Genomic DNA, 23838 nt, shown 5'->3' with positions numbered 1-23838 from the left:
ATTGCCGGAGTGTCCTGGCACCACAACTGCAAGATCGACGCAGCAAAGGGGGTGGGTCAGCGGGCGGCGGCGCGGTCGGCCATGAAGCCGCGCACGTCCGGGGCGCCCAGGCGGGCGGCGTCGGCGGTCAGGTCGTCGGGCATCGTCTGGGACTCCTGCTCCGCCGCGACCCGGGCCAGGTAGTGGTCGACCTCGCGGGTGCGGGTCGCCGCGTCCCAGCCGAGCACGTCGCCCATCACCCCGGCCGCCTCGACCGCCGAGACGACGCCCCGGTGGTCGGTCTCGAACGAGATCCGCGTGCGGCGGGTCAGCACGTCCTCGAGGTGCAGTGCCCCCTCGGCCATGGCCGCATACGCCACCTCGGCCGCGAGGTACTCCGGCGCGCCCGGGAGCGCCCGCCGCAGCTCGAGGTCGAGATCCAGCACTTCGAAGGCCAGCGAACCGTATCGCTCCAGGAGGTGCTCCAGCACGCCCACCGGGATGCCGTGACGCCGGGCCAGGTCTGCCCGGTTTGTCCACAGCGGATGGTAGCCGTCCGCGCCGAGCAACGGCAGGTCGGCGGTCCGCGAGGCGTGCACCCGGCCGCCGTGGCGGCGCAGGCCGCCCAGCCGGTGTGCGACCCGGTCGATGACGTCGGCCGCCATCACGCGATACGTCGTGTACTTCCCGCCGGCGATCAGCATCAGGCCGAGCATCGGTTCAACAACCGCGTGGGTCCGGGACAGGGTGGAGGTCTGCTCGTCGCGGCTGTGCGGCTGGCGCTGCTTCGCCTCGCGGGACAGCAGCGGGCGCAGGCCGGCGTAGACGCCCTCGATGTCGGTGGTGCTGAGCGGGCGGTCGAGGACCGCGTTGACCTGGCCCAGCAGATAGGAGATGTCGGTCGCCGACGCCGCCGGATGGCCGCGGTCCAGGTTCCAGTCCGTGTCGGTCGTGCCGATGATCCAGTGCCCGCCCCACGGGATGACGAACAGCACCGAGGTCGGGGTGCGCAGGATGAGGCCGGCCTCGCCGGTGATCGCCGAGCGCGGCACGACCAGGTGCACCCCCTTGCTGGCGCGCACCCGCATGCCGGCCGACTCGCGCGGCCCCTCGCCGGACAGCAGGCCGGCGATGTCGTCCAGCCACACCCCGGTCGCCGCGACGACGGTGCGGGCGTGCACCTCGAACTCCTCGCGGCTCTCCAGGTCGCGCACCCGCACGCCGGTGACCTCCCGGGCGTCGCGCAGCAGGCCGACGGCCCGGGCGCTGGGCACGATCGCGGCGCCGAGGCTCGCCGCGGTCCGGGCGACGGTGGCGACCAGGCGGGCGTCGTCGACCTGGCCGTCGAAGTACTGGATTGCGCCGCTGATCGCGTCCTCGCGCAGCGAGGGGAAGCGCCGGTGCGTCTCGGTCCGCGACAGGTGCCGGTGCAGCGGCATGCCCCGCGGCGCGGACCCGTGCAACTGGGCGACGGACGCGAACGCGTCGTAGAGCCCGACGCCGGTGCCGTAATAGGCCCGCTGCCAGACCCGCTGGGCGAGCCCGGTGCGGCCGCGGCGCGCGGGCAGCGGCACCAGGATCGGCACCGGGCGGACGAGGTGCGGCGCCAGTCGGGTGGCCAGCAGGCCGCGCTCCTGGAGTGCCTCGGCGACCAGGCCGAACTCGAGCTGTTCGAGATACCGCAGGCCGCCGTGGATCAGCTTCGACGACCGGCTGGACGTGCCCGATGCCAGGTCACGGGCCTCGACGAGCGCGACGGACAGCCCGCGGGACGCCGCGTCGAGCGCGGCGCCGACGCCGGTGATCCCGCCACCGATGATCAACACGTCGAAGCGCTCGCGGCGCAGCCGCGCGACGTCCGCCGCCCTGCGGGCGGGTGAGAGCCGGCCGGCCTCGAAACGGGACGTGGAGGGTTCACGACGCACCCTCATACGGTAGCCGCGGCTTTCGCGCATTGGTGTGGGACGGGCCCGGCCGGGAATCACAGGGTCGTGTCCATCACCGAACGCATCATCCGCGCGCCGGCCGACCGGGTCTACACGGTCCTGTCCGACGGCTGGGCCTACAGCGACTGGGTCGTCGGCACAGCACACGTCCGCGACGTCGACACCGGCTGGCCGCAGCCGGGCACCCGGCTGCATCACAGGGCGGGCCCGTGGCCGGTGTCGGTCAACGACCGCAGCGAGTCCGTCGACTGGGATCCGGGACGGATGCTGCTGCTCAAGGTGCATCTGTGGCCGTTCGGCGCGGGCTACGTGCGGATGACGCTCGACCCGCTCGACGAAGCGGCGACCAGGGTGACCATGCAGGAGCACTTCACCGACGGGCCGCTGGTCGGCGTGCGGAACAAGATCGGCGACTTGGTCCTGCACTACCGCAACACCGAGGCGCTGCGGCGCCTGGCCGACCTGGCCGAGCACCGCCCCGTTCAGCGGTAGATCGCCCGCATGGCGGCCCGCACTCCGGTGGCGTAGACGTCACCCAGCAGCGGGCGGTGCCGCGCGAGGGCCGCGCGGGCCGCGTTCGCGCCCGCCGCGCCGTGCACGCCGCCGCCCGGGTGGGCGCTGGAGCTCGCCAGGAACAGCCGGTCGATCGGGGTGTCGGCCCGGCCGAGTCCGGTCACCGGGCGCCAGAGGAGTTGTTGGTACGCGCTGGCGGTGCCGCCGTTGATCGCTCCGTCGACGAGTGACGGGTTCTTCGCCTCCAGGTCGGCGGGGCCGGCGACGTGCCGCTCCAGCACCAGGTCGTCGAAGCCGGGCGCGTGCCGGCGCAGCGTGTCCTCGACCCGGCCCACCTGGGCGTCGACCTCGTCGGGCCGGACACCGCGCGGCAGGTGTGTATAGGCCCACAGCGTCTCCGTGCCCACCGGCGATCGGGTCGGATCCGCCGTGGTCATCTGCCCGACGAGCAGGAACGGCTCCTCCGGCGGCCGGCCGAGGGCGAGGTCGGCCGCGTACCGGTACGGCTCGACGCCCAGATGGACGGTGCCGGCCCGCCCGACCTCCGGCGCGATCCACGGGACCGGCCCGGACAGCGCCCAGTCGATCTTCAGCGTCGGGTTGTCCCAGCCGAAGCCCTCCAGATCCGCCAGCAGCCGGGGTGGCAGGTCACCGGCATCGACAAGGCCGCGGTACAGGCTGGGCGCCGGCACGTCGGCGAGCACCGCCCGGCGGGCGCGGAAGAGGCGGCCGTCGGCGCAGCGCACACCCAGCGCCCGGCCGCCTCCGACGATCACCCGGTCGACGAGCGCCCGGCGGTGCACGACCCCGTCGAAGCGGCGGACCAGGGCGTCCGTGAGCTGTTGCGCGCCGCCGACGGGGACCGGGAAGCCGTGCTGCTGGCCGAGCATCGCCAGCAGCCAGCCGAACCCCCCGCTCGCGGCGTCGTCCGGGGCGAGGTCGGTGTGCAGGGCCAGGCCGACGAGCAACATCCGGCCGCCGTCACCTCGGAACAGCTCCTCGCCCAAAGCCCGGGCCGGGACCAGGAACCGCCTGCCCAGCCGCAGCGCGCCCCCGAGTCCGGCCCGGGCCGCGAGCCGGGCACCCGACCGGATCGGCGGAAACGGGGTCAGCAGCGACGGGACGAGGTCGTCCGCGATGCGTCGCCATTCGCCGTACAACCGCTGAAAACGCCTGCCGTCACCGGGTGCGAAGGCGTCCAGCGACGCCGCCGTGAGGTCCAGCTCCCGGCTGAGCACCGCGGCGCGGCCGTCGGGGAAGAGGTGGGCGACGACCTCGGGGGCGTGGCTCCATCGCAGGCCGTGTGACTCGAGGTCCAGGTGCCGCAGCACGGGCGACGCGGCGCCGAGCGGATAGAACGAGCTGCACAGGTCGTTCACGAAGCCCGGGAGGATCTCGCCGGAGCGGACCGCGCCGCCCACGTGCTCGGTGGCCTCCAGCACCACGACGTCCCAGCCCGCGTCGGCGAGCAGGTTGGCGGCGACCAGTCCGTTGTGACCGGCACCCACGACGACTGCGTCGACCGTCTCCGTCATACCCTCAGTCTGCCCGCCCTGGCCCCACCTTCACGCTCCCCCGCGAATGTCATACCGGCGTCGTAGAGTCCGGGCATGGCTGAGGACTCCGCGCCCCTCCCGGTGCCGCCCGGGCCGCCCGGGCCTTCTGAGCCGTCCGGGCCGCCGAGCCGCGGTTGGGCAGTGGCGCTCACCGTCCTGGTGGGGTTGTGGACCGTCGGCGTCGTCGTCGTGGTCAACGCGGTGCTCTGGCTGGTCGGCGACACGCTGGTGATCAGCGGGCTGTCGATGCCGCTGCCGTTCTGGCTGCTCGGCGCCGTGCTGACCACGCTGTTGACGGGTGTGCCCGCGTTGCTGCTGAGCCTGCTGTCGCGGATGTGGTTCGCCCGCCTCGCCGGGCGGCAGTGGCTGCTCCTCACGCTGTTCGGCGGGCTGCTCGGCGCCGCTCGCCTGATCCCGAACACCTACCATGAGCTCTACCTCGCCGTCCTCGCGACCGTCGCGGCGATCGTCGCGGCCGCCCACCGGGCCGTCACCGGGCGCCGCGAGCACGCCGACGGCTGGCTGTTCTGGCTGTCGCTGGCCGTCGGGCTGCTCATGCTGCTGCCGTGGCTGTGGGTCGGCTCGTTCGGCGGCCGGCTGGAGACCGTGCTGGCGCTGCTCGCCGCGCTCGCGGTGAGCTGGCTCGCGGCCCGGCCGCTGTCGGCGATCGCCGCGATCGCCGTGCACTTCCGCGACGACTGGGCCGGCGCGATCGTCGGCGGGCTGGCGATCGGGGTCGGGCTCACCGCGCTGACCGCCGGCGTCGGCCTGCCCGCCGTGCAGCTCCTCGCGGTGGTGGCGGTGCCGCCGGTCGCGTTCGCGCTGGCCGCGTTGCACCGCAAGGGGCGGCCGTCGATCGTGGCGCTGCTGACCCCCGCGATCTTCGGGCCGCTGGGCATGATCGACCCGGACGAGACGTCGCTGATCCTCGGCCTGCGCGACGAGCTGTTCTGGGGGCTGGTCGGCGCGGTCGCGACCCTGGGGGTGGCGCTGCTCGTCGCCGTCGTGACGCTGGTGGCGCTGCGCCGGGCGCGGTGGCACGCCTGGGCCGCCGGGGTCACCGCCGCGGTGGTGGCGATCGGCGGCGCGGTGATCTACACGGCGGTGGGCCAGCCCGGGTTCGCCGGCGAGCGGCTGTTCGTCGTCATGAAGGAGCAGGCCGACCTGAGCGGATTGAGCGGTGTCGGCGACCGCACGGGGCGCATCCGGCAGACGTACCAGCGACTGGTCGGCACGGCCGAGCGCTCGCAGGCCCCGCTGCGCAAGGCGCTGCGCGACAAGGGCCTGAAGTTCACCCCGTTCTACCTCGTCAACGGCGTCGAGGTGGACGCCGGGCCAGTCGTGCGACAGTGGCTGGAGAGCCGCTCCGATGTCGCCAAGGTGCTGCTCAACCCGCATCTGCGGCCGCTGCCCGCGCCTGCGCCGCCGATGCGCGGCACGGTCGACGCGCCGGCGTCACCGCAGTGGAACCTCACGCTCATCGGCGCCGACGCGGTCTGGCAGCGGTTCGGCACCGGCAAGGGCATCGTGGTCGGCAGCTCCGACTCCGGCGTCGACGGCGCCCACCCGGCGCTGCGCGGCAACTTCCGCGGCGGCGACGATTCGTGGCTCAATCCGTACGGTGGGGGCGCGACCCCGACGGACAACAACGGCCACGGCACCCACACGCTCGCCACCGCGGTCGGCGCCAAAGTGGGCGTGGCGCCCGGCGCGCAGTGGATCGCCTGCGAAAACCTCCCGCGCAACCTCGGCAGCATGGCCAACTACCTGACCTGCCTACAGTTCATGCTGGCGCCATACCCGTCCGGCGCCGACCCCTGGCACGCCGGCCGTCCGGAGCGCGCCCCGCAGGTCCTCACCAACTCCTGGGGCTGCCCGTCGGTCGAGGGCTGTGGCCTGCCGTCGCTGCGCCCGGCCGTCGACGCTTTCGCCGCGGCCGGCATCTTCTTCGTCGCCGCGGCCGGCAACACGGGCCCCCGCTGCGAGACGATCACCGATCCCCCGTCCCTGTATCCGTCGACGTTCACGATCGGCGCGGTCGACCGGGTCAGCGAGGTGGCGTCGTTCTCGAGCCGCGGCCCGACCCCCGACGGCCTGACGAAGCCCGACCTGATGGCCCCCGGCGTCGATGTCCTGTCGGCGCTGCCGGGCGGCCGCTACGGTTACCTGAGCGGCACGTCGATGGCCACGCCGCACGTCGCGGGCGTGGTGGCGCTGATGTGGTCGGCCAACCCGGCGCTGATCGGCGACATCGAGGCGACCCGGTCCATCCTGGAGCGCACGGCCCGACCGGCCCAGCCGTCCGGCGAGTCCTGCGGCACCCCGGCCGACGTGGTGGGCGCCGGCCTGGTCGACGCCTTCGCCGCCGTGACAGCCGCCGCCCCCCGCCCGCGACCGTGAAGGGGTCCTGAGCCAGGGAGCCGCCGGGGCACCAGTGCAATAGTTAGGTATGTTCGCCAAATGATCGTGGAGCTTGAGGACGTCGCCGGGGCGAGCGCGATCTGCGCGGAAGCCCTCGACCTGCCCGAGGACGCCGGCGAGGCGGCCGCCATCGTCGAGCGGCTGAGCAGGCCGCCGGCCGGGCGGCGGGGCTTCCGGCTCACCACCGGCGACGGCGCCGGGGTCGTCTTCGGGTCGATCAGCGACAAGGACCCCAAACTCGGGCACGTCGAGCTGCTGGCCGTCCGGCCGGGACACCGGCGGCGCGGGATCGGCCGCGCCCTGCTCGTCGCGGCCGAGCAGCGGCTCGCGGGGCTCGGCGCCGAGCAGGTGCGGCTGGGTGGAAACCCGCCGTGTTACGCGTGGCCGGGCATCGACGTCCGGTACACGCCCGCGATCTGCCTGGCCCTCCGCGCCGGGTACCAGGTCGGCGCCACCGCCTCGAACATGACCGCCGACCTGCGGACCGCCGGCCAGGGCGCCGAGCCGGTGACCGCGGCCGGGGTCAAGGTGCTGCCCGCCGGGGTCGACACGACCGAGTGGGTGCGCGGCATCTGGGGCGACGGGTGGGCGTGGGAGGTCGGGCAGTCGATCGGCCGCGCCGGCGCCGGCTGCTACGTCGCGGTGCGGGACGGCGAGATCCTCGGGTTCGCCGCGTACGGCGCCAACCGGCCGAGCTGGTTCGGCCCGATGGGGACCGCGCCAGCCGCCGAAGGGCTCGGCGTCGGGCGGGTGCTGCTGCGGCGTTGCCTGGCCGACCAGCACGCCGCCGGGCTGGAAACGGCGCAGATCGGCTGGGTCGGGCCGATCGGCTTCTACTCGAAGACGATCGCGGCACGCATCGAACGGATCTTCTGGATCTACACCAAGTCGCTGTGACGCATGCGGGACGGGCCGTGGGTTCGCCACGATCGCCCGTCCCGCACACATGCCGCCGACACCCGGGATCCCCCGTCAGCTCGCGGGCGTCGACGCCGCTCGCTACCGGTCCGGCAGGTTGCCCCGCTTGTCCTGCAACGAGGTCTGCTGGTCCTGCTGCATCTTGGTCTTGGCCCGCATGGTCGCCGTGTTGGCGTTCGTCGACTCGCCGGACCCGATCATGTCGGGCGAGATCGTCATGTCGCCGGAACGGTCGTCGTCCGGGTGGCCGAAATCGTCGTCGCTCCGGCTGATGCCGCGGCTGGCCCGGCTGTCGAAGTTGCTGTTCTTCTTTGCCTTGCCCATGGCTCCCCCTCACGTTGGCCGAGTTCACCATATGAGGACGCTTCGCATCATGGCGGCAAAACGCGCATATCGGGTCGCCTTAAGGTCTACCCATGAGCATTGTCGTTCCGGTCATCGACGGACACAACGACCTTCCGTGGCGACTTCGGGTCCACGACCCCCATGAGCACCTCGACCTCGGCTCGGACCTGAGCTCGGAGGGCCTGCACACGGACCTGCCCCGGCTGCGCAAGGGCGCGGTCGGAGCGCAGTTCTGGTCGGTCTACGTGCCCTGCGACCGGGCCGAGTCCAAGGCCACCGTCCAGGTGCTGGAGCAGGTCGACCTGGTCCGGCGCATGGTGGCCCGGCACCCCGCCGACCTCGCCATCGCGACCTGCGCCGACGACGTCGAGCGGATCGCCGCGTCCGGCCGGATCGCCTCGCTGCTCGGCGCCGAGGGCGGTCACTGCCTGGACAATTCGCTGGCGGTACTGCGGGCGCTGCACCGGCTCGGTGTGCGGTACCTCACGCTCACCCACACCCGGAACACGGCATGGGCGGACAGTGCGACCGACGAGCCGGCCGTCGGCGGGCTGTCGCCGTTCGGGCACGAGGTGGTCCGCGAGCTCAACCACCTCGGCATGCTCGTCGACCTCTCCCACGTGGCGCCGAGCACCATGCACGCCGCTCTGGACACCTCGACCGCGCCGGCGTTCTTCTCGCACTCCTCGGCCCGGGCGCTCTGCGACCATCCGCGCAACGTCCCCGACGACGTGCTCGAACGGGTCCGCGACAGCAACGGCGTGGTCATGGTGGCGTTCGTGCCGTTCTTCCTCAACGAGCCGTGCCGGCAGTGGGGCGACGAGCTGTACCGCGTCGAGGACTCGATCGAGGCCGAGTGGGGCACACCCGAGTTCCACCGGGAACACCTCGCCTGGATCACCGCCAACCCCTGCCCGCCCTCCGGAGTCCGCGACGTCGCCGACCACGTCGAGCACATCCGCGAGGTCGCCGGGGTCGACGCCATCGGCCTGGGCGGTGACTTCGACGGCACCGAGGTGCTGCCGGACGGCCTGCCCGACGTCTCCGCCTATCCGCGACTGTTCGAGGAGCTGCGCTCCCGCGGCTGGTCCGAGACGGACCTGCGGAAACTCGGCTGGGACAACACCCTGCGGATCCTGCGCGACACCTGCGGCTGAGCGGCGCCGCGCCTGTCGCGGCCGCAGGCCGCGGGCCCTTGGCACGACGGCGACGGCAGGCGTCCGGCCCGCGCAGCGGGCCATCCGCCGTTGCCTGGCGGGAGCGACGGTCGTGCGTTGCACGGACCCGAGCCATGAAGAACCAAAAGAAACGGGCCAGACACCGCGCCGGTGCCTGGCCCGCTCTGTTGCGAAGATGGACTCAGAAGTCCATGTCGCCGCCGCCGGGCGCACCCGCCGGGGCCTTCTCCTTCTCCGGCTTGTCCGCCACCACAGCCTCGGTGGTGAGGAAGAGCGCCGCGATCGAGGCGGCGTTCTGCAGCGCGGAGCGAGTCACCTTGGCCGGGTCGATGATGCCCTCGGCCAGCAGGTTGACGTATTCGCCGGTCGCCGCGTTGAGACCGTGACCGGCCTCCAGGTTGCGGACCCGCTCGACAACGACGCCACCCTCGAGGCCCGCGTTGACGGCGATCTGGCGCAGCGGGGCGTCGAGCGCGACCTTGACGATCTGCGCACCGGTCGCCTCGTCGCCGACCAGGTCGAGCTTGTCGAACGCGGTCTTGCCGGCCTGCACCAGCGCGACGCCGCCACCGGGGACGATGCCCTCCTCGACGGCCGCCTTCGCGTTGCGAACGGCGTCCTCGATGCGGTGCTTGCGCTCCTTGAGCTCGACCTCGGTCGCGGCACCGACCTTGATGACCGCAACACCGCCGGCCAGCTTGGCCAGGCGCTCCTGCAGCTTCTCGCGGTCGTAGTCGCTGTCGCTCTTCTCGATCTCGCCGCGGATCTGCGCGACGCGGCCGTTGATGGCGTCGGCGTCACCGGCACCGTCGACGATCGTGGTCTCGTCCTTGGTGACGACCACCTTGCGAGCGCGGCCGAGCAGGCTCAGGTCGGCGTTCTCCAGCTTGAGGCCGACGGTCTCGCTGATGACCTGGCCGCCGGTCAGGATCGCGATGTCGGTCAGCATGGCCTTGCGGCGGTCACCGAAGCCGGGCGCCTTGACGGCGACCGAACGGAACGTGCCGCGGATCTTGTTGACCACCAGGGTCGCCAGGGCCTCGGCCTCGACGTCCTCGGCGATGATGGCCAGCGGCTTGCCCGACTGCATGACCTTCTCCAGCACCGGGAGGAGGTCCTTCACCGCAGCGATCTTCGACTCGACGATCAGGATGTAGGGGTCGTCGAGGACGGCCTCCATCCGGTCCGTGTCGGTCACGAAGTACGGCGAGATGTAGCCCTTGTCGAAGCGCATGCCCTCGGTGAGCTCGAGCTCGAGGCCGAAGGTGTTGCTCTCCTCGACGGTGATGACGCCTTCCTTGCCGACCTTGTCCATCGCCTCGGCGATGATCTCGCCGACCGTGGTGTCACCGGCGGAGATCGAGGCCGTGGAGGCGATCTGCTCCTTGGTCTCGACGTCCTTGGCGAGGTTGGCGAGCTCGTCGGCGACGGACGAGACAGCCGCCTCGATGCCGCGCTTCAGGGCCATCGGGTTGGCGCCGGCCGCGACGTTGCGCAGGCCTTCGCGCACCAGCGCCTGGGCGAGGACGGTCGCCGTCGTCGTGCCGTCACCGGCAACGTCGTCAGTCTTCTTGGCGACCTCCTTGACCAGCTCGGCGCCGATCTTCTCGTAGGGGTCCTCGAGCTCGATCTCCTTGGCGATGCTCACACCATCGTTGGTGATGGTGGGCGCGCCCCACTTCTTCTCGAGGACGACGTTGCGGCCCTTCGGGCCCAGCGTCACCTTGACAGCGTCGGCAAGGGTGTTCATCCCCCGCTCGAGGCCGCGGCGCGCTTCCTCGTCGAACGCGATAATCTTGGCCATTCGGCGTTGTCCTCCTGGACACTCACGATTCGCCTCGACCCACGTGGGGCCGGCGGCTCACCGCCTGCTTTCGCACCTTCGAGAACCCAGCGGATCCTCGGCGGTCGGGCCGGAATAGCCCGCGACGACCAGCCTCTCGACGCTTGCGCGCCGGAGGACTGCACCGCCCCGACCATTGGCACTCACCTGTTGCGAGTGCCAACACCTTGTTTAGCACTCTGCCCGGGCGAGTGCAAGCAAAGCCCGGGTGACGGTCGAGGTGGCCCGGCCCGCACCGGGTCGGCCGCGGTCCGCGGTGCCGGACACCCACCGCACCGTGACCGGTTGACCGTGGCCGGTTGACTTGGTCGGTTGACTTGGCCGGTTGAGGCGGCCAGGGCAGTGGCCAGGGCACGGAGAGCCGCCGCGGTCGACCAGCGATCACAGCCGTGAACAAGGGTCACCGAAAAGACGCAGGGCACCGTTCCTCCTCGATGAGGACGGTGCCCCGGCGGGGTAAGCGGGACGTTGTCAGGCCAGAAGTCGAACCTTCTCCGCCTGCGGGCCCTTCTGACCCTGCGCGATCTCGAACTCGACGCGCTGTCCGTCTTCGAGGGACTTGTAGCCGTCCATCTCGATCGCGGAGAAGTGGACGAAAACGTCCTGTCCGCCGTCGACCGCGATGAAGCCATAGCCCTTCTCGGCGTTGAACCACTTGACGGTGCCCTGTGCCACGGTGCACTTCCTCTGCTTCGATCCTTCTGCGTCACTCGGCTGGCGGTGGAGACCAGCCGACGGGTCTTCGACCGATGACGCCGGCTCCGGGGGTGGAACCGGCGAAGGAACGACGACCGAAACGCACGGTACACGAGTTCTACCAGCCCCCGACAGGCCCAAATCGGACAGCAAGGTCACGAATCATGCAGAAAGAAAAGGTCACCGAGCATGCCTTCTCCGCAGCTTTCCTTGCAGAGTCAAACATCGCCCGGCGACTACATGTTGGCGGCTGGCGGCCGTTCCGTAGCCGGGGTCGAGGCGAGGCGGCCAGCGGGCGTTTGGGCCCGCCGCCGCCCGGCCTCAGCTACGAAACAGGCGCTAGACGTGCCGGCGGGACTGGACCACCCGGAACCGGTTCGCCACGTACGCACCGTCGGTGAGCGCGGCATTGGCCGCCGGATTGGCGCCGGTGGCGTGGAAGTCGGAAAAGGCCGCCGACTGGTTCACGAAGACGCCGCCGGTCAAGTTGACTGACAAATGCACACCGGCAAGCAGCGCCGCCTCTTCCATCGCGTCGAGCACATCCGGGGAAGTGGAATAGACCGAAGCGGTCAATGCGCCCTTCCGGTCGACGGTGTCCGCGAAGATCCGCAAACTGCTCGCAGTGGAATCGACGGCTACAACGAACGAAATGGGCCCGAACCACTCGCTGCCATACGTCTCGGCGTCGTCCGCGCCCAGTTTCCGGATGAGCGGCGTCCGCACGGTCGCACCCTCGTACAACGGATGGGAAACGTCTGATGATTCGAGCACCGGCTCGCCGACCGTGGTCGCTTTCTCGAGCCGCCGCAGCACGCCGTCGTTGACGATGGCGCCGGTGAGTTCGACGCCGCGTGCCGGGTCGGCGGTCAGTTTCCCCACGGCGGCCGCGATGCCCCCGGCGACCTCGTCGAAGCTCTTGTGGCCCTCGTCCGTCGCGATGCCGCCGACGGGGACGAGGATGTTCTGCGGCGTGGTGCACATCTGCCCGGAGTACAGCACCAGTGAGAAGCCGATGTTGCGGCACATCCCCGCGAAGTCGTCCGTCGAGTCGACCACGACGGTGTTCACGCCGGCCTTCTCGGTGTAGACGGCGGCCTGCCGGGCGTTGGCCTCCAGCCAGTCGCCGAACTCGGTCGATCCGGTGAAGTCGATGATGCGGACCTCGGGCCGCAGCGCGAGCGTCTTGGCGAGCCCCTCACCGGGCGCCTCGGGAGCGAGGACCACGAGGTTGGGGTCGAAGCCGGCGTCGGCCAGCACCTCGCGGGCGATCTTCACGGTGATGGCGAGCGGCAGCACGGCGCGCGGGTGCGGCTTGACGACAACCGGGTTGCCGGTGGCGAGCGAGGCGAAGAAGCCCGGATACGAGTTCCAGGTCGGGAAGGTGTTGCAGCCGACGACCAGGGCGATGCCGCGCGGCACGATGTGGAAGGTCTTGGTCATGTGCAGCGTCTGGCCCTTGCCGGCGGGCTTCTCCCAGTCGGCGGTGGCCGGGGTGCGGGTCATCTCCCGGTACGCGTAGGCGATGGCCTCCAGCGCCCGGTCGAAGGCGTGCGCCGCGCCGGCCTGGAAGGCCATGACGAACGCCTGGCCGGTGGTGGCGTGCACGGCGTTGGCGAGTTCGAAGGAGGCGGCGTGCAGCCGGGTGAGGATCTCCAGGCAGACCCCGGCACGGGTCTGCGGCCCGGCGGCCCGCCACGAGGGCATGGCGGCGGCCATGGCGTCCAGGAAGGACAGGTCGAGGTGCGGATAGCGCACGTCGAGGCCGATCCCGAACGGCGAACGCTCGGTCGCGACCCAGTCGGTGATGGCCGGCTGGTCCTTGAGGGGAAAGTCGTTGCCGAGATACGCGCGGAAGGCGGCCTCGCCCTCGGCGGCGGCGTGCTCGCCGTAGACACGGGGGCTCGGCGACTCCGGGTAGGCCGACCAGTACGAACGCTCGGCGATCGCGGTCAGCGCCCGCTCCAGCGTGTCGGCGTGGCTGGTGAACATGGGGTGTGAGTTCTTCATGCCGCCATCCTGCCACCGCCGGAGCGCCGGCCTCGCGGTTGCGTCGAGCTTCCGTGACTGGAAACGGCAGCATCACCCACAACCGCGAGACCGGCTATTTCGCCACCACCTCCGTGCCCGCGGAGTGGTGACAGCAGCCCACTGTCACGAGCTGATTGGGAAAAGTCAATCGGTAAGATGACGCCGTGGGCACAGACCGGCGGCCGGCGACCGAGGCGGAGGCGAAGGCACTCGCCTCTTCGACGAGGATCCGCATCATCCGGATGTGCCTGGACCGGGCGCTGACCAACAAGGAGATCGCGGAGCGGCTCGACCTCAACCCGGCGACCACGCTGCACCACGTGCGCACGCTGGTCTCGACGGGGTTCCTCGTGCCGCAGGATGCGCGCCGCGGGCCGCGCGGGTCACGCGAGGTGCCCTACCTGTCGACGGGCAAGTCGTGGGAGCTCAGCGTCGGCGAGGCGAAGGAACCGAGCCAGGCGATCCTCCAGGCGTTTCAGGAGGAGTTGGCGCTGCTCGGCGACCGGTCGGCCAACTTCGCCCGGCTGGGGCTGCGCCTCAGCGAGGAGGAGTGGCAGGAGTTGCGGGACCGGTTCACCGAGCTGATGGACGAATACGCGGCGCGGGGCCGCGGTGGCCCCGGCCGGCCGTATTCGATCTTCCTCGCGCTCTACGAGGACCCCTCACGCGATTGAGCCCTGCCAGTTTGCCCACCGCTCGCGGAAGCGGAAGCCCATCGCCTCGTTGATGGCGATCATGTGCGAGTTGACCTCGGCGTTGAACGTGTCGATGATCCGCACCGACGGTTCGTTCGCGCGCATGTATCGCAGATTCTCGATCTTCGAGATCACGCCGAGCCGATGACCGCGATGCTTCGGATGTACGAGCGTGATCAGTTGCCAAGCGTGCCAGTCGATCGTCTTCGCCACTCGCAGGGCGCTCCAGGTGACGAGCCGGCCGCTCGCGTCGTGGAGGATGCCGGTGTGGTAGGTGCGGCTGCCGTACCGCGCCCGCGTCTCGGACTTCACCCGGAACTGATCGGCGTCGACCTTCTCCGCCTCATAGTCGAGGTCACCCATCGGCGTCTCGTCGAGGAACGAACTGTCCAGCGCCGCCACGTCCTCGATCAGTTCCTCCGGCGGGACGTTGCACCAGCGCACGAGGGAGTACCCGGTGGCCTTCGGCAGGCCCTCGGCGAGCAGCCGGTCGAACTCGGCCTCGTCGACGGTCGACAGGTCGAGCCGGCGGCGGGCGTCGGTCAGCTTCGGCTCGAACCCGATCGACCGCGCGAAGCCCTCCGCGCCGAACGGGCTGAAGCCCAGCGCGGAGGTGCGGCCCTTGCCGCGCGCGAAGGCCGCGGCGTGCTCGAACAGCGCCCGCCCGACGCCCTGCCGGCACGCCTCGGGCAGCACGAGGATGTCGAAGTGCGCCTTGTCGAGATTGTCGCGGCACGGCAGGTCGGCCTGGACCGAGCCGGCCACCTCCCCGTCGCGGTACGCGAGGAACGTGTGCCGCTCGCTGTCCGGCATCGGCACGCGCAGGCGCATGTCGTGCTCATACCGGCAATACGGTGGCAGGTCGGGAACGTGAGCGATCGGGACCTCGTTGACGATGCGATACGCCGCGTCGACCGCCGCCGGGTCATCGGCGCGCAGTTCGACGATCTTGATCGAGGAATACTCCTGCGTCATGCGGCCCAGGGTGGCCGACCGGCCGATGAACGGCAACAATTTTTCGGCCGACGGGGACCTGCGCCGGAAATGGTCGAGAGGACGCTCGCCAACACCTCCGGTGTTGTGGTCGCGGGCTTGAACCTGAAGGGCCCGAGCCTCGCGGCGACACGTCCTCCCGCACCGAGCATCCTGGCTCGCACGCCAAGTGACGTCAAGTCCCCCGGGGAGGGGTGCCACGACGTACGGCGCGAGGGTGATCACGCTGCGTCGTGAACTCCTCCCCCAATCGGACGAGAGCGCCCTCGTCCAAGCGTGGAAGCGCTCTCCCCGCTGTGACCCGGCGTAATCACACCACCCCTGAAGGAGGGGCCGAAAATCATCCCAGCAGACCGGCCTCGCGGGCCGACTTCAGCGACGGCTTGACCCGGTGCGTGAAACCCACGCGGTCGGCGACGGCGTCGAGGGTCTTGAGTCCGTCGCCGGTGTTGAACACGACCGTCTCAGCGGCCGGGTCGAGCTTGCCGGTCTCCACGAGCTTCTTCAGCACCGCGGTGGTGACCCCGCCGGCGGTCTCGGCGAACACGCCCGTCGTGCGGGCCAGCAACTGGATGCCGGCGCGGATCTCGTCGTCGTCGACGTACTCCATCCAGCCGCCGGTGCGCCGCACCGACTCCAGCGCGTAGAGGCCCGCCGCCGGGTCGCCGATGTTGAGCGACTTGGCGATGCCCGTCGGCTTGACCGGGACGATCTCGTCGGTGCCCTTGTGCAGGGCCGTCGCGATCGGGTTGCAGCCCGCCGACTGGGCGCCGAAGACCTTCCACTCGGTCGGCGGGACCAGGCCGATCTCGACCAGCTCGGTGAACGCCTTGTCGACCTTGGTCAGCAGCTCGCCGCTGGCCATCGGGATGACGACCTGGGCCGGGATCCGCCAGCCGAGCTGCTCGGCCACCTCGTAGCCCAGCGTCTTGGAGCCCTCGGCGTAGAACGGCCGGACGTTGACGTTGACGAACGCCGTGCTCTCGAACTCGTCGGTCTCGGTGAGCTCCGAGCAGAGCCGGTTGACCTCGTCGTAGGAGCCTTCGATCGCGACCACGTCACCGCCGTACACGGCGGTCATGAGTACTTTGCCCGGCTCGAGGTCGGCCGGGATGAACACGGTCGACGGAACGCCGGCGCGGGCCGCGTGCGCCGCGACCGAGTTGGCCAGGTTGCCCGTGGACGCGCAGGAGAAGCGGGTGAAGCCGAGCGCCTTGGCCGCGGTCAACGCGACGGAGACGACCCGGTCCTTGAACGAGTGCGTCGGGTTGGCCGAGTCGTCCTTGACCCACAGCGGCGCCGTGAAGCCCAGCTCGGCGCCGAGCACGTCGGCCTTGACCAGCGGGGTGAAGCCCGGGTCGAGCGTCACGCGGGTCGCCGGGTCGGTGCCGACCGGCAGCAGCGCCGCATAGCGCCAGATGTTCTTGGGTCCGGCCTCGATCTGCTCGCGCGTGACCTTGGCGAGCGCCTCGGCGTCGTAACCCACCTCGAGGGGGCCGAAACACTCGTAACAGGCGTGCTGCGCGGCGAGCTCGAACGTGGCTCCACAGCCACGGCAGACGAGGTGGCGGGCGGGTGAGTCGGTGAAGACGCTGAGCGTCGAGGTCATCGCGAGGCCGTCCTCTCATCTTTCCCAAGTGCATGGCCTTGCGCACCGGGACGGATTTGGCACCTACCGCGCGCTCGTCATCGAGTCGTCGCAGGGGTTGCCGGGGCTTCATCGGGCCGTGTCCCTCTGCCCCTCTGGATGAGGTATGCAGTTGTGTCGTGCGAGTTTCAGTGTAAGGGCCACCACGCCCGCCGCCGTATGAGTCATCTCACGACTTGGACCTGACTACCTTTTCACTCATGCACCCGTCCGCCGCCGCCTGGTTCGCCGCACGCACGTCCACCTGGCGGGACTGGAGCCCCGACGCACTCGCCGCCGCGAAGGACGGCACCCGGATCTCCGTCGTCCTGCCGGCCCTCGACGAGGAGCCGACCGTCGGCGAGATCGTCACCGGTGTGCGGACTCTCGGCCCGCTCGTCGACGAGGTGATCGTGGTCGACTCCGGCTCGGTCGACCGGACCGCCGAGGTGGCCGCCGCGGCCGGCGCCACCGTCCACCACCGCGACGACATCCTGCCGTCCGTCGGATCCCGGCCCGGCAAGGGCGAGGTGCTGTGGAAGGCGCTCGCGGTCGCCACGGGCGACATCCTGGTGTACGTCGACGCCGACCTCACCGACTTTCGCCCGCACTTCGTCACCGGCCTGCTCGGCCCGCTGCTCACCGACCCGGCGACGCTCATGGTCAAGGCGTTCTACGACCGGCCGTTGCTCGACGTCTCCGCCGCGGGCGGCGGCCGGGTCACCGAGCTGGCCGCCCGGCCGCTGCTCAACGCGTTCTTCCCCGAGCTCGCCGGGGTCGTGCAGCCCCTCGCCGGCGAATACGCGGCGCGCCGCTCCCTGCTGGAGACGCTGCCGTTCGCCTACGGATACGGCGTGGAGACCGGCCTGCTCATCGACACCTACCGCGCGGCCGGGCTCGACGCGCTGGCCCAGGTCGACCTGGGCCAGCGCACCCACGGCCACCAGGACACGGCGGCATTGGGCCGGATGGCGGCGACGATCGTCCACACGATCAACAACAGGCTCACCCCGAGCCACTCCCTCTGGCCGACACTGACGCAGTTCGAGCGCCATGATTCGGCGGTGGTACCTCATGTGACCGAGGTCTCACTCCCCGACCGCCCCCCGATGGTCACCGTCGACGGCTACGGCCGGACCACCGTGACGAGGACTCGGCGGTGAAGCTTCCACAGCCCGGCCGCAGCGCCGCAACAGGCGCTAGCTGACCACGTCCTTGTGGAGGAAGCGCCACCAGGCCAGGGAGAAGAACACCGTCGCGTAGGCCAACGCCGCGATCGAACCCTTCACCAGGTCGTCCGTCTGCGTCGGGGTCGACAGCAGGCCCAGCCAGGCATCGCTGTAGTGCGTCGGCAACGCGGTGCGCAGGTTTCCGAGCGCGGTGATCTGGTCGAGGATGTTCGACAGGATCTGGAGCAGCACCGCGCCGCCGACGGCGCCGAGCGGGGCGTCCGTCAACACTGACAGCAGAAACGCCAGCGACGCGACCACCAGCAGTGACACGCAGAGGTAGCCGACGATCTCCAGCAGCCGCACGATGCTGGCACCGCCGGAGATCTCGCCGCCGATCGGGGCGGTCAGCGGGGCCCAGCCGTAGCGCAGCGTGCCCGCCAGCAGCGCCGTGCCGACCAGCACCAGGATCGCGAGCAGGCTGTAGAGGAGCGCGACGGTGACCTTGACGCCGAGCAGGCGGGCGCGCGGGACCGGCATCGCCAGGAGGTATCGCAGGCTGCCCCAGCTCGCCTCGCTGGCCACCGTGTCGCCGCAGAACAGGGCCACCACGACCACCAGCAGGAAGCCGGCCGAGACCAGCAGCGTGAACAGGGTGAAGTTGGCCCCGCCGGAGGTCGCCAGGTCCGACAGGCGGGAGAACTCGCCGCCACCGCCCTCGTTGTCGTCGCCGCCGTTGTCCAACTGGAACGCCGTCAGGATGATCAGCGGCAGCAGCACCATGAACCCGAGCGCGAGCTGGGTGCGGCGGCGGGACGCCTGGCGCCGGATCTCCGTCCACAGCGAGAGGGTGGCGCCCGGCCGGTAGCCGGTCGCGCCGCCGACGATGTCGGTCGAGGTCATCACCGTTCTCCGCTCGCCTTGGTGTCCCCGCCGACGAGCGACAGGAACGCGTCCTCCAACCGCCGGCGCGGGACCACCCGGTCGATGCCGACCCCCGCCTTGACCAGTGCGGCCACCACCTCGGCGCGCGGTGTGCCGTTGACGTCGACGACCAGGCCGCGCCCGCCGGACCAGGCCACCGACCGCACGCCCAGCTCCTCCAGCACCTTCTCCGCCGCGTCCACATCGGACACATCGAGCTGGACCGTCGGCGAGTCGCCGACGATGTCGTCGACCGGCCCCGCCGCGACGACCTCGCCCTTGTGCATGACGACGACGTCGGTGCAGGTCTGCTCGACCTCGGCGAGCAGATGGCTGGAGACCAGCACCGCCCGCCCGCCGGTCGCGTAGCGGCGCAGCACCTTGCGCATCTCGGCGATCTGCGGCGGGTCGAGCCCGTCCGTGGGCTCGTCGAGCACCAGCAGCTCGGGCAGGCCGAGCATCGCCTGCGCGATCGCCAGGCGCTGCCGCATGCCGTGGCTGTACGTCTTGACGCGCCGGTTGACGGCCGTCCCGAGTCCGGCGATCTCGTAGGCCTCCTCGAAGTGGGCGTCCGCGCTGGGCCGGCCGGTCGCCCGCCAGTACAGCTCCAGGTTCTGCAGCCCGGTGAGGTGCGGGAGGAAGCCGGGCCCCTCGACCAGCGCGCCGACCCGGGACAGCACCGGAGCTCCGGGGAGCAGCCGGTGGCCGAACACCAGGATCTCGCCCGCGGTCGGGCGGGTCAGCCCCATCAGCACCCGCAGCGAGGTGGTCTTGCCGGCGCCGTTCGGCCCGAGCAGCCCGACGACCTGTCCCCTGTGGACCGTGAAGTCCACCTTGGACACCGCGACGAAGTCCTTGTACTCCTTGCGCAGGCCGCGCACGACCAGCGGCGTGTCGACGTGCTCGGCATCGACGCTGCGGTCGATCCGCTTCGCCCGGCGACGGGCGAGCAGCAGGACGACCGCCAGGCCGACGGCGACGGCGGCGATGAGGCCGGCCAGCACGTACCGCCAGATGACCTCGGGATTGGCGATCGGCGTGCCGGCGATGGCGGGCAGGCTGATCGCGCCGTCGACGGCGACCTGGTAGACGGTCGGGTCCGGCGGCGACCAGTAGGCGGTGTCGGCCGTCGCGACGGTGACGCGGATCCGGCTGCCGGCCTCGAACCGGTGCACGACCGCCGGCAGGGTCACCGTGACCGGCTGGGCGTCGGTGATGTCGGTCGGCAGGCCGGTCAGGCGGACCGGCGCGATGAGGCCGTCGGGGATGGCGGGCGCACCCTTCGCCGGCACGTCGTAGAGCTTGACGAAGAGGACGGCCTCGCCGGTCGGCGACGCGGCGCGGATGCGGACCGTCGGCGCGCCGGCGGCGTCGAACACCTCGGTGAGCGGCGCCGAGACGAAGTCGGCGTGCTGGCCGGGGATCTCGGCCGAGACGCCCGAGTCGAGGAGGCTGGCGATGTTGGCGATCGGCAGGGACGAGATGGCCGCCGGGTTGCCGTCCGGCGGGTTCGCGATGCGCTGCGCCGGGCCCACCAGGTCGAACGTCCGGCCCGCGCCGTCGAGGCCGGGGTAGGCGTCGACCGACGACGCCGTGGTGACCACGCCGCGGCCCCGCGCGTTGAGGCCCGACACCCGCGAGTAGGTGAAGCTGCCGGCCGGCGCCGTGCCGTTGCCCTTCACGTAGTGGTCGAGCCACTGGGCGGTGAGGTACCGCACCCGGTCGACCTCGGACTGCGGTCCCGTGCCGCCGTCGTGGCCGCCGGTGAACCAGGCGACCCGGACCGGGGTGCCGGTGGCGGCGATCCCTCGCGCGTTGGCGTCGCCCTCGCTGAGCGGGAACAGGGTGTCGACCTGGCCCTGGATCAGCAGCGTCGGCGCCTTGATCCGGTCGAGCACCGGGGCCGGGCTGGACCTGCGCAGCAGCGAGATCTCGTCGGGGCCGGCCGCGCCGGTCGTCGCGATCTTGAGGTACGCCTGGCAGATGTCCTTGGCGAACCGGCCGCACTGCGGATCGCCGCCGGGCTGCTGCTGGGCCGGGTTCAGCGGGTCGGTGCTGCCGTTGCCGAAGAACAGGCCGGCCCACTGCTTCTTGAAGACGCCGTTCGGCAGGAAGGCGCTCGACAGGTCGTGCCAGGTGATCATGGGCACGATCGCGTCGATGCGCGGGTCCTGGGCGGCGAGCAGCAGCGCGAGCGCACCGCCGTAGGAGCCGCCGACCGCCGCGACCTTCGGGTCGTCGCCGGTCTTCTGGATGTCGGGCCGCGCGGCCAGCCAGTCGACGAGCCGCTGGGCGTCCTTCACCTCCCAGTCCGGGCTGTCGAGGTGGATCTCACCGGTCGAGCGGCCGAAACCCTGGGCGGTCCAGGTCAGCACCGCGTAACCGAGATCGGCGAAGTCCTGGGCGTCGGACCGGACGCTCTGCTTGGTGCCGCCGAAGCCGTGTGCCAGGAGGACGGCCGGCACTGGGCGGCTCGCCGTGGCGGACTTCGGCAGGAACAGGGTGGTGTCCAGGGTGACTTCAGTGGCGTCGTCCGGGCCGGTGCGCACGGTGAGCCGCTGCTCGATGGTGCGGTAGCGGGCCGGGTCGGGCACCGCCGCCCAGCCGACGAGGCCCGCCACGAGCAGGACGACGACGGAACCGGCGACGAGCCGGCGGCGCGTGACGCGAAGTCGCATGGCTAGAACGTACGCACCGCATGTCGCACCATGCCGAAACACTCAGCCCCTTCACAGCAACGGTTACTCTCGTTGCGTGTCGGCGACCTTGACCCTCACTGCCAGCCTCCGCCCAGCCGCGCTCGACGCCCGCCGGGGCGTGGTGCGGCTGCACCCCGAGGTGCTCACCGCGCTGGGGCTGCGCCCGGGCGATCCGATCTCGCTGACCGGGCGACGCGCGTCCGCCGGGATCGTCGCGGTCGCCGGGGCGGGTGCGAGCCGCGCGCTGGTCTACGCCGACGACCTGGTGCTGGGCAACCTCGGCATCCGCGACGGCGGGCAGGTCACGGTCGCCGCCGCGCCGCTGCGCGCCGCGCAGAGCGTGACGCTCGCCGGCCCGTCCGAGATCGTCGCGGTCGTGTCGCCCGAGATGCTGCGCCTCGCGCTGCTGGGCAAGGTGGTCACGGTCGGCGACAACGTGTCGCTGCTGCCGCAGGACGTCTCGCTGGGCACCCTGCCGACGGCGCCGGCGGCGGCCACCGTGATGGTCGACAAGGGGCTCGTCGAGGCGGCTCGCAAGAGCCTGTCGAACACGGTCGGATACGCGTGGACGAGCGCCCTGCTGACCGTCGTCGCCGCCGACCCGGACCCGGGCGCGCTGGTCACGATGGACACGACGGTGGGCTGGCAGCACGGCCAGGCGACGCACGCGCCCGGCACGGTCCTCGCCCCGGCGACCACCGCACCCGCATCGGCCGCGCCGGCCGCGACCGCGCCGACGCTCGACGACCTGCCGGGTCTGCGCGCCCAGGCGGAGCAGCTCATCGAGCTGCTCGATCTCGGCTTCCACCACGGCGAGGTGCTGTCCAAGCTCGGCACGACGATGTCGCTCGGCGTGCTCATCACCGGCCCGGCCGGCTCGGGAAAGTCGGCGCTGGTGCACGCGGTGGCCGGCAGCGTGAAGGCGCAGGTCGTGCCCCTGTGGGCGCCGGAGATCGCGGCACTGACCAACAACGACGCGGCCGCCCGCCTGCGCAAGGCCGCCGACGAGATGCGCGCGCCCGGCCCCGCGGTGCTGCTGGTCTCCGACGTCGACGCCCTGGCGCCGCGCGACCAGCCGGGCCCGCTCTCGACGGTCTTCCGGCAGCTCCTCGGCGAGCTGATCCGCGAGGGCGAGGCGGTGGTCTGCACGACCAGCCGCCCCGAGGCGGTCGACCCGGCGGTGCGTTCCCCCGACCTGCTGGCCCACGAGATCGCGCTGCCGCTGCCGGACGCCGCCCTGCGCCGCGAGCAGCTCGGGGTGCTGACCCGGGGCGTGCCCCTCGACGACGACGTGCGCCTCGACGACGTGGCCGCCCGCACGCCCGGCTTCGTCGCCGCCGACCTGGCCGCGCTGGTGCGTGAGGCGGGTGTACGGGCTGCGCTGCGCCACCGCCGCGAGGCCGAGGACGCGCGCGTGGTGATGGCCGACTTCGACGCCGCGCTCGAGGTGGTCCGGCCGACGTCGATGGCGGAGTCGTCGCTGGAGCTGGCGAAGGTCACGCTCGACGACGTCGGCGACATGGTCGAGGTCAAGCAGACGCTGACCGAGTCGGTGCTGTGGCCGTTGTCGTATCCCGACGCGTTCTCCCGGCTGGGCGTCGAGCCGCCGCGCGGCGTGCTGCTCTACGGCCCGCCGGGCTGCGGCAAGACGTTCCTGGTCAAGGCGATCGCCGGCACGGGCAAGGCCAACGTGCTGTCCGTCAAGGGTGCGGAGCTGCTGTCGAAGTGGGTCGGCGAGTCCGAGCGGGCGGTGCGGGAGCTGTTCCGCCGGGCGCGGGAGGCCGCGCCGACACTGGTCTTCCTGGACGAGGTCGACGCCCTGGCGCCGACCCGCGGCCAGGCGACCGACGGCGGCACGACGGACCGTGTCGTCGCCGCGCTGCTCACCGAGCTCGACGGCGTCGAGGCCCTGCGCAATGTCGTGGTGATCGGAGCGACGAACCGCCCGGACCTGGTCGACCCGGCGCTGCTGCGGCCCGGTCGGCTGGAGCGCCTGGTGTTCGTGCCCCCGCCGGACGCCGACGCCCGGGCCGAGATCCTCCGCGCCGCGGCGAAGTCCGTTCCACTGGCCGGCGACGTGGATCTGCCCGCCCTGGCGGAGTCGCTGGACCGCTTCTCGGCCGCGGACTGCGCGGCCCTGGTTCGCGAGTCGGCCCTGGCCGCCATGCGCGAGTCGCTCGACGCGACGGAGGTGACCGCCGCGCACGTCGAACTGGCCCGCGAGCGCGTCCGGCCGTCGCTCGACCCGACCCAGGTGGCGTGGCTCGCCAGCTATGCCGAGCAGCAGAAGACCCGCTGACCGGCA

17 protein-coding genes and 1 riboswitch are annotated in these 23838 nt (G+C 71.7%); of the genes, 7 read left to right on the top strand and 10 right to left on the bottom strand.

The genetic code is table 11. The annotated features are described in order from the left end of the window. Positions 1-56: 56 nt before the first annotated feature. A complete protein-coding gene (locus tag Drose_RS02400; RefSeq protein WP_260726543.1) occupies positions 57-1910 on the bottom strand; it encodes a glycerol-3-phosphate dehydrogenase/oxidase in 1854 nt (617 codons plus the stop codon). Between the two features lie 60 nt (positions 1911-1970). Here Drose_RS02400 and Drose_RS02395 point away from each other — a divergent pair, with 60 nt between their 5' ends. Then, a complete protein-coding gene (locus tag Drose_RS02395) occupies positions 1971-2417 on the top strand; it encodes an SRPBCC family protein (RefSeq protein WP_260726542.1) in 447 nt (148 codons plus the stop codon). Here Drose_RS02395 and Drose_RS02390 read toward each other — a convergent pair. Then, positions 2408-3973 (bottom strand): phytoene desaturase family protein, encoded by a 1566-nt coding sequence (locus Drose_RS02390; RefSeq protein WP_260726541.1) that lies wholly within the window; start codon positions 3971-3973, stop codon positions 2408-2410. The genes Drose_RS02395 and Drose_RS02390 overlap by 10 nt on opposite strands. A gap of 75 nt (positions 3974-4048) precedes the next feature. Here Drose_RS02390 and Drose_RS02385 point away from each other — a divergent pair, with 75 nt between their 5' ends. Both Drose_RS02385 and Drose_RS02380 read left to right on the top strand, forming a co-directional pair. Beyond that, positions 4049-6394, top strand: a complete 2346-nt coding sequence (locus tag Drose_RS02385) for a S8 family serine peptidase (protein WP_260726540.1) — start codon at positions 4049-4051, stop codon at positions 6392-6394. Between the two features lie 60 nt (positions 6395-6454). Next, complete coding sequence (locus Drose_RS02380; protein ID WP_260726539.1) at positions 6455-7312, top strand: GNAT family N-acetyltransferase; 858 nt, start codon at positions 6455-6457, stop codon at positions 7310-7312. Between the two features lie 102 nt (positions 7313-7414). Here Drose_RS02380 and Drose_RS02375 read toward each other — a convergent pair whose 3' ends face one another. Continuing rightward, positions 7415-7657, bottom strand: coding sequence for a hypothetical protein (locus tag Drose_RS02375; protein ID WP_260726538.1), 243 nt, complete (start codon positions 7655-7657; stop codon positions 7415-7417). A gap of 92 nt (positions 7658-7749) precedes the next feature. On the opposite strand from Drose_RS02375, the gene Drose_RS02370 reads away from it, so the two are divergent. After that, on the top strand, positions 7750-8835 hold the full coding sequence (locus Drose_RS02370) for a dipeptidase (protein WP_260726537.1): 1086 nt from the start codon (positions 7750-7752) through the stop codon (positions 8833-8835). A 202-nt stretch (positions 8836-9037) separates the two neighbouring features. On the opposite strand, the gene groL is transcribed toward Drose_RS02370, so the two are convergent. The 3 genes from groL to paaN all read right to left on the bottom strand — a co-directional run bounded on the left by groL (position 9038) and on the right by paaN (position 13405). Next, positions 9038-10660 carry a chaperonin GroEL gene (groL, locus tag Drose_RS02365; protein WP_260726536.1) on the bottom strand — a complete coding sequence of 541 codons (1623 nt, stop codon included), beginning with the start codon at positions 10658-10660 and terminating at the stop codon, positions 9038-9040. A gap of 510 nt (positions 10661-11170) precedes the next feature. Next, on the bottom strand, positions 11171-11374 hold the full coding sequence (locus Drose_RS02360; RefSeq protein WP_260726535.1) for a cold-shock protein: 204 nt from the start codon (positions 11372-11374) through the stop codon (positions 11171-11173). A 360-nt stretch (positions 11375-11734) separates the two neighbouring features. Next, entirely contained in the window at positions 11735-13405 is a 1671-nt protein-coding gene (paaN, locus tag Drose_RS02355; RefSeq protein ID WP_260726534.1) for a phenylacetic acid degradation protein PaaN, read from the bottom strand. Positions 13406-13590: 185 nt separating this feature from the next. On the opposite strand from paaN, the gene Drose_RS02350 reads away from it, so the two are divergent. Beyond that, the gene (locus Drose_RS02350) at positions 13591-14100 is read left to right on the top strand and encodes a winged helix-turn-helix domain-containing protein (protein ID WP_260726533.1); all 510 of its coding nucleotides are present in this window, start codon (positions 13591-13593) and stop codon (positions 14098-14100) included. Here the strand turns inward: Drose_RS02350 and Drose_RS02345 are convergent. Together Drose_RS02345 and thrC are read right to left on the bottom strand one after the other, a co-directional pair. Then, on the bottom strand, positions 14089-15096 hold the full coding sequence (locus Drose_RS02345) for a GNAT family N-acetyltransferase (RefSeq protein WP_260726532.1): 1008 nt from the start codon (positions 15094-15096) through the stop codon (positions 14089-14091). The two genes, Drose_RS02350 and Drose_RS02345, sit on opposite strands and share 12 nt — an antisense overlap. Before the next feature lie 358 nt (positions 15097-15454). After that, positions 15455-16723: a threonine synthase gene (gene thrC, locus Drose_RS02340; RefSeq protein ID WP_260726531.1), complete on the bottom strand. Its 1269-nt coding sequence runs from the start codon at positions 16721-16723 to the stop codon at positions 15455-15457. Between the two features lie 12 nt (positions 16724-16735). Further along, positions 16736-16868: riboswitch (SAM riboswitch) on the bottom strand. A 94-nt stretch (positions 16869-16962) separates the two neighbouring features. On the opposite strand from thrC, the gene Drose_RS02335 reads away from it, so the two are divergent. Further along, the gene (locus Drose_RS02335; protein ID WP_260726530.1) at positions 16963-17904 is read left to right on the top strand and encodes a glucosyl-3-phosphoglycerate synthase; all 942 of its coding nucleotides are present in this window, start codon (positions 16963-16965) and stop codon (positions 17902-17904) included. A gap of 36 nt (positions 17905-17940) precedes the next feature. Here Drose_RS02335 and Drose_RS02330 read toward each other — a convergent pair whose 3' ends face one another. Both Drose_RS02330 and Drose_RS02325 read right to left on the bottom strand, forming a co-directional pair. Then, complete coding sequence (locus tag Drose_RS02330; protein WP_260726529.1) at positions 17941-18813, bottom strand: ABC transporter permease; 873 nt, start codon at positions 18811-18813, stop codon at positions 17941-17943. After that, on the bottom strand, positions 18813-21512 hold the full coding sequence (locus Drose_RS02325; protein ID WP_260726528.1) for an alpha/beta fold hydrolase: 2700 nt from the start codon (positions 21510-21512) through the stop codon (positions 18813-18815). The genes Drose_RS02330 and Drose_RS02325 overlap by 1 nt, the downstream gene beginning before the upstream one ends. A gap of 76 nt (positions 21513-21588) precedes the next feature. On the opposite strand from Drose_RS02325, the gene Drose_RS02320 reads away from it, so the two are divergent. Then, positions 21589-23832, top strand: a complete 2244-nt coding sequence (locus tag Drose_RS02320) for an AAA family ATPase (protein WP_260726527.1) — start codon at positions 21589-21591, stop codon at positions 23830-23832. Positions 23833-23838: the final 6 nt, after the last annotated feature.

This window comes from Dactylosporangium roseum (genome assembly GCF_025264685.1).
Taxonomy (GTDB): domain Bacteria; phylum Actinomycetota; class Actinomycetes; order Mycobacteriales; family Micromonosporaceae; genus Dactylosporangium; species Dactylosporangium roseum.
This window is presented reverse-complemented; position numbering and strand designations above follow the sequence as displayed.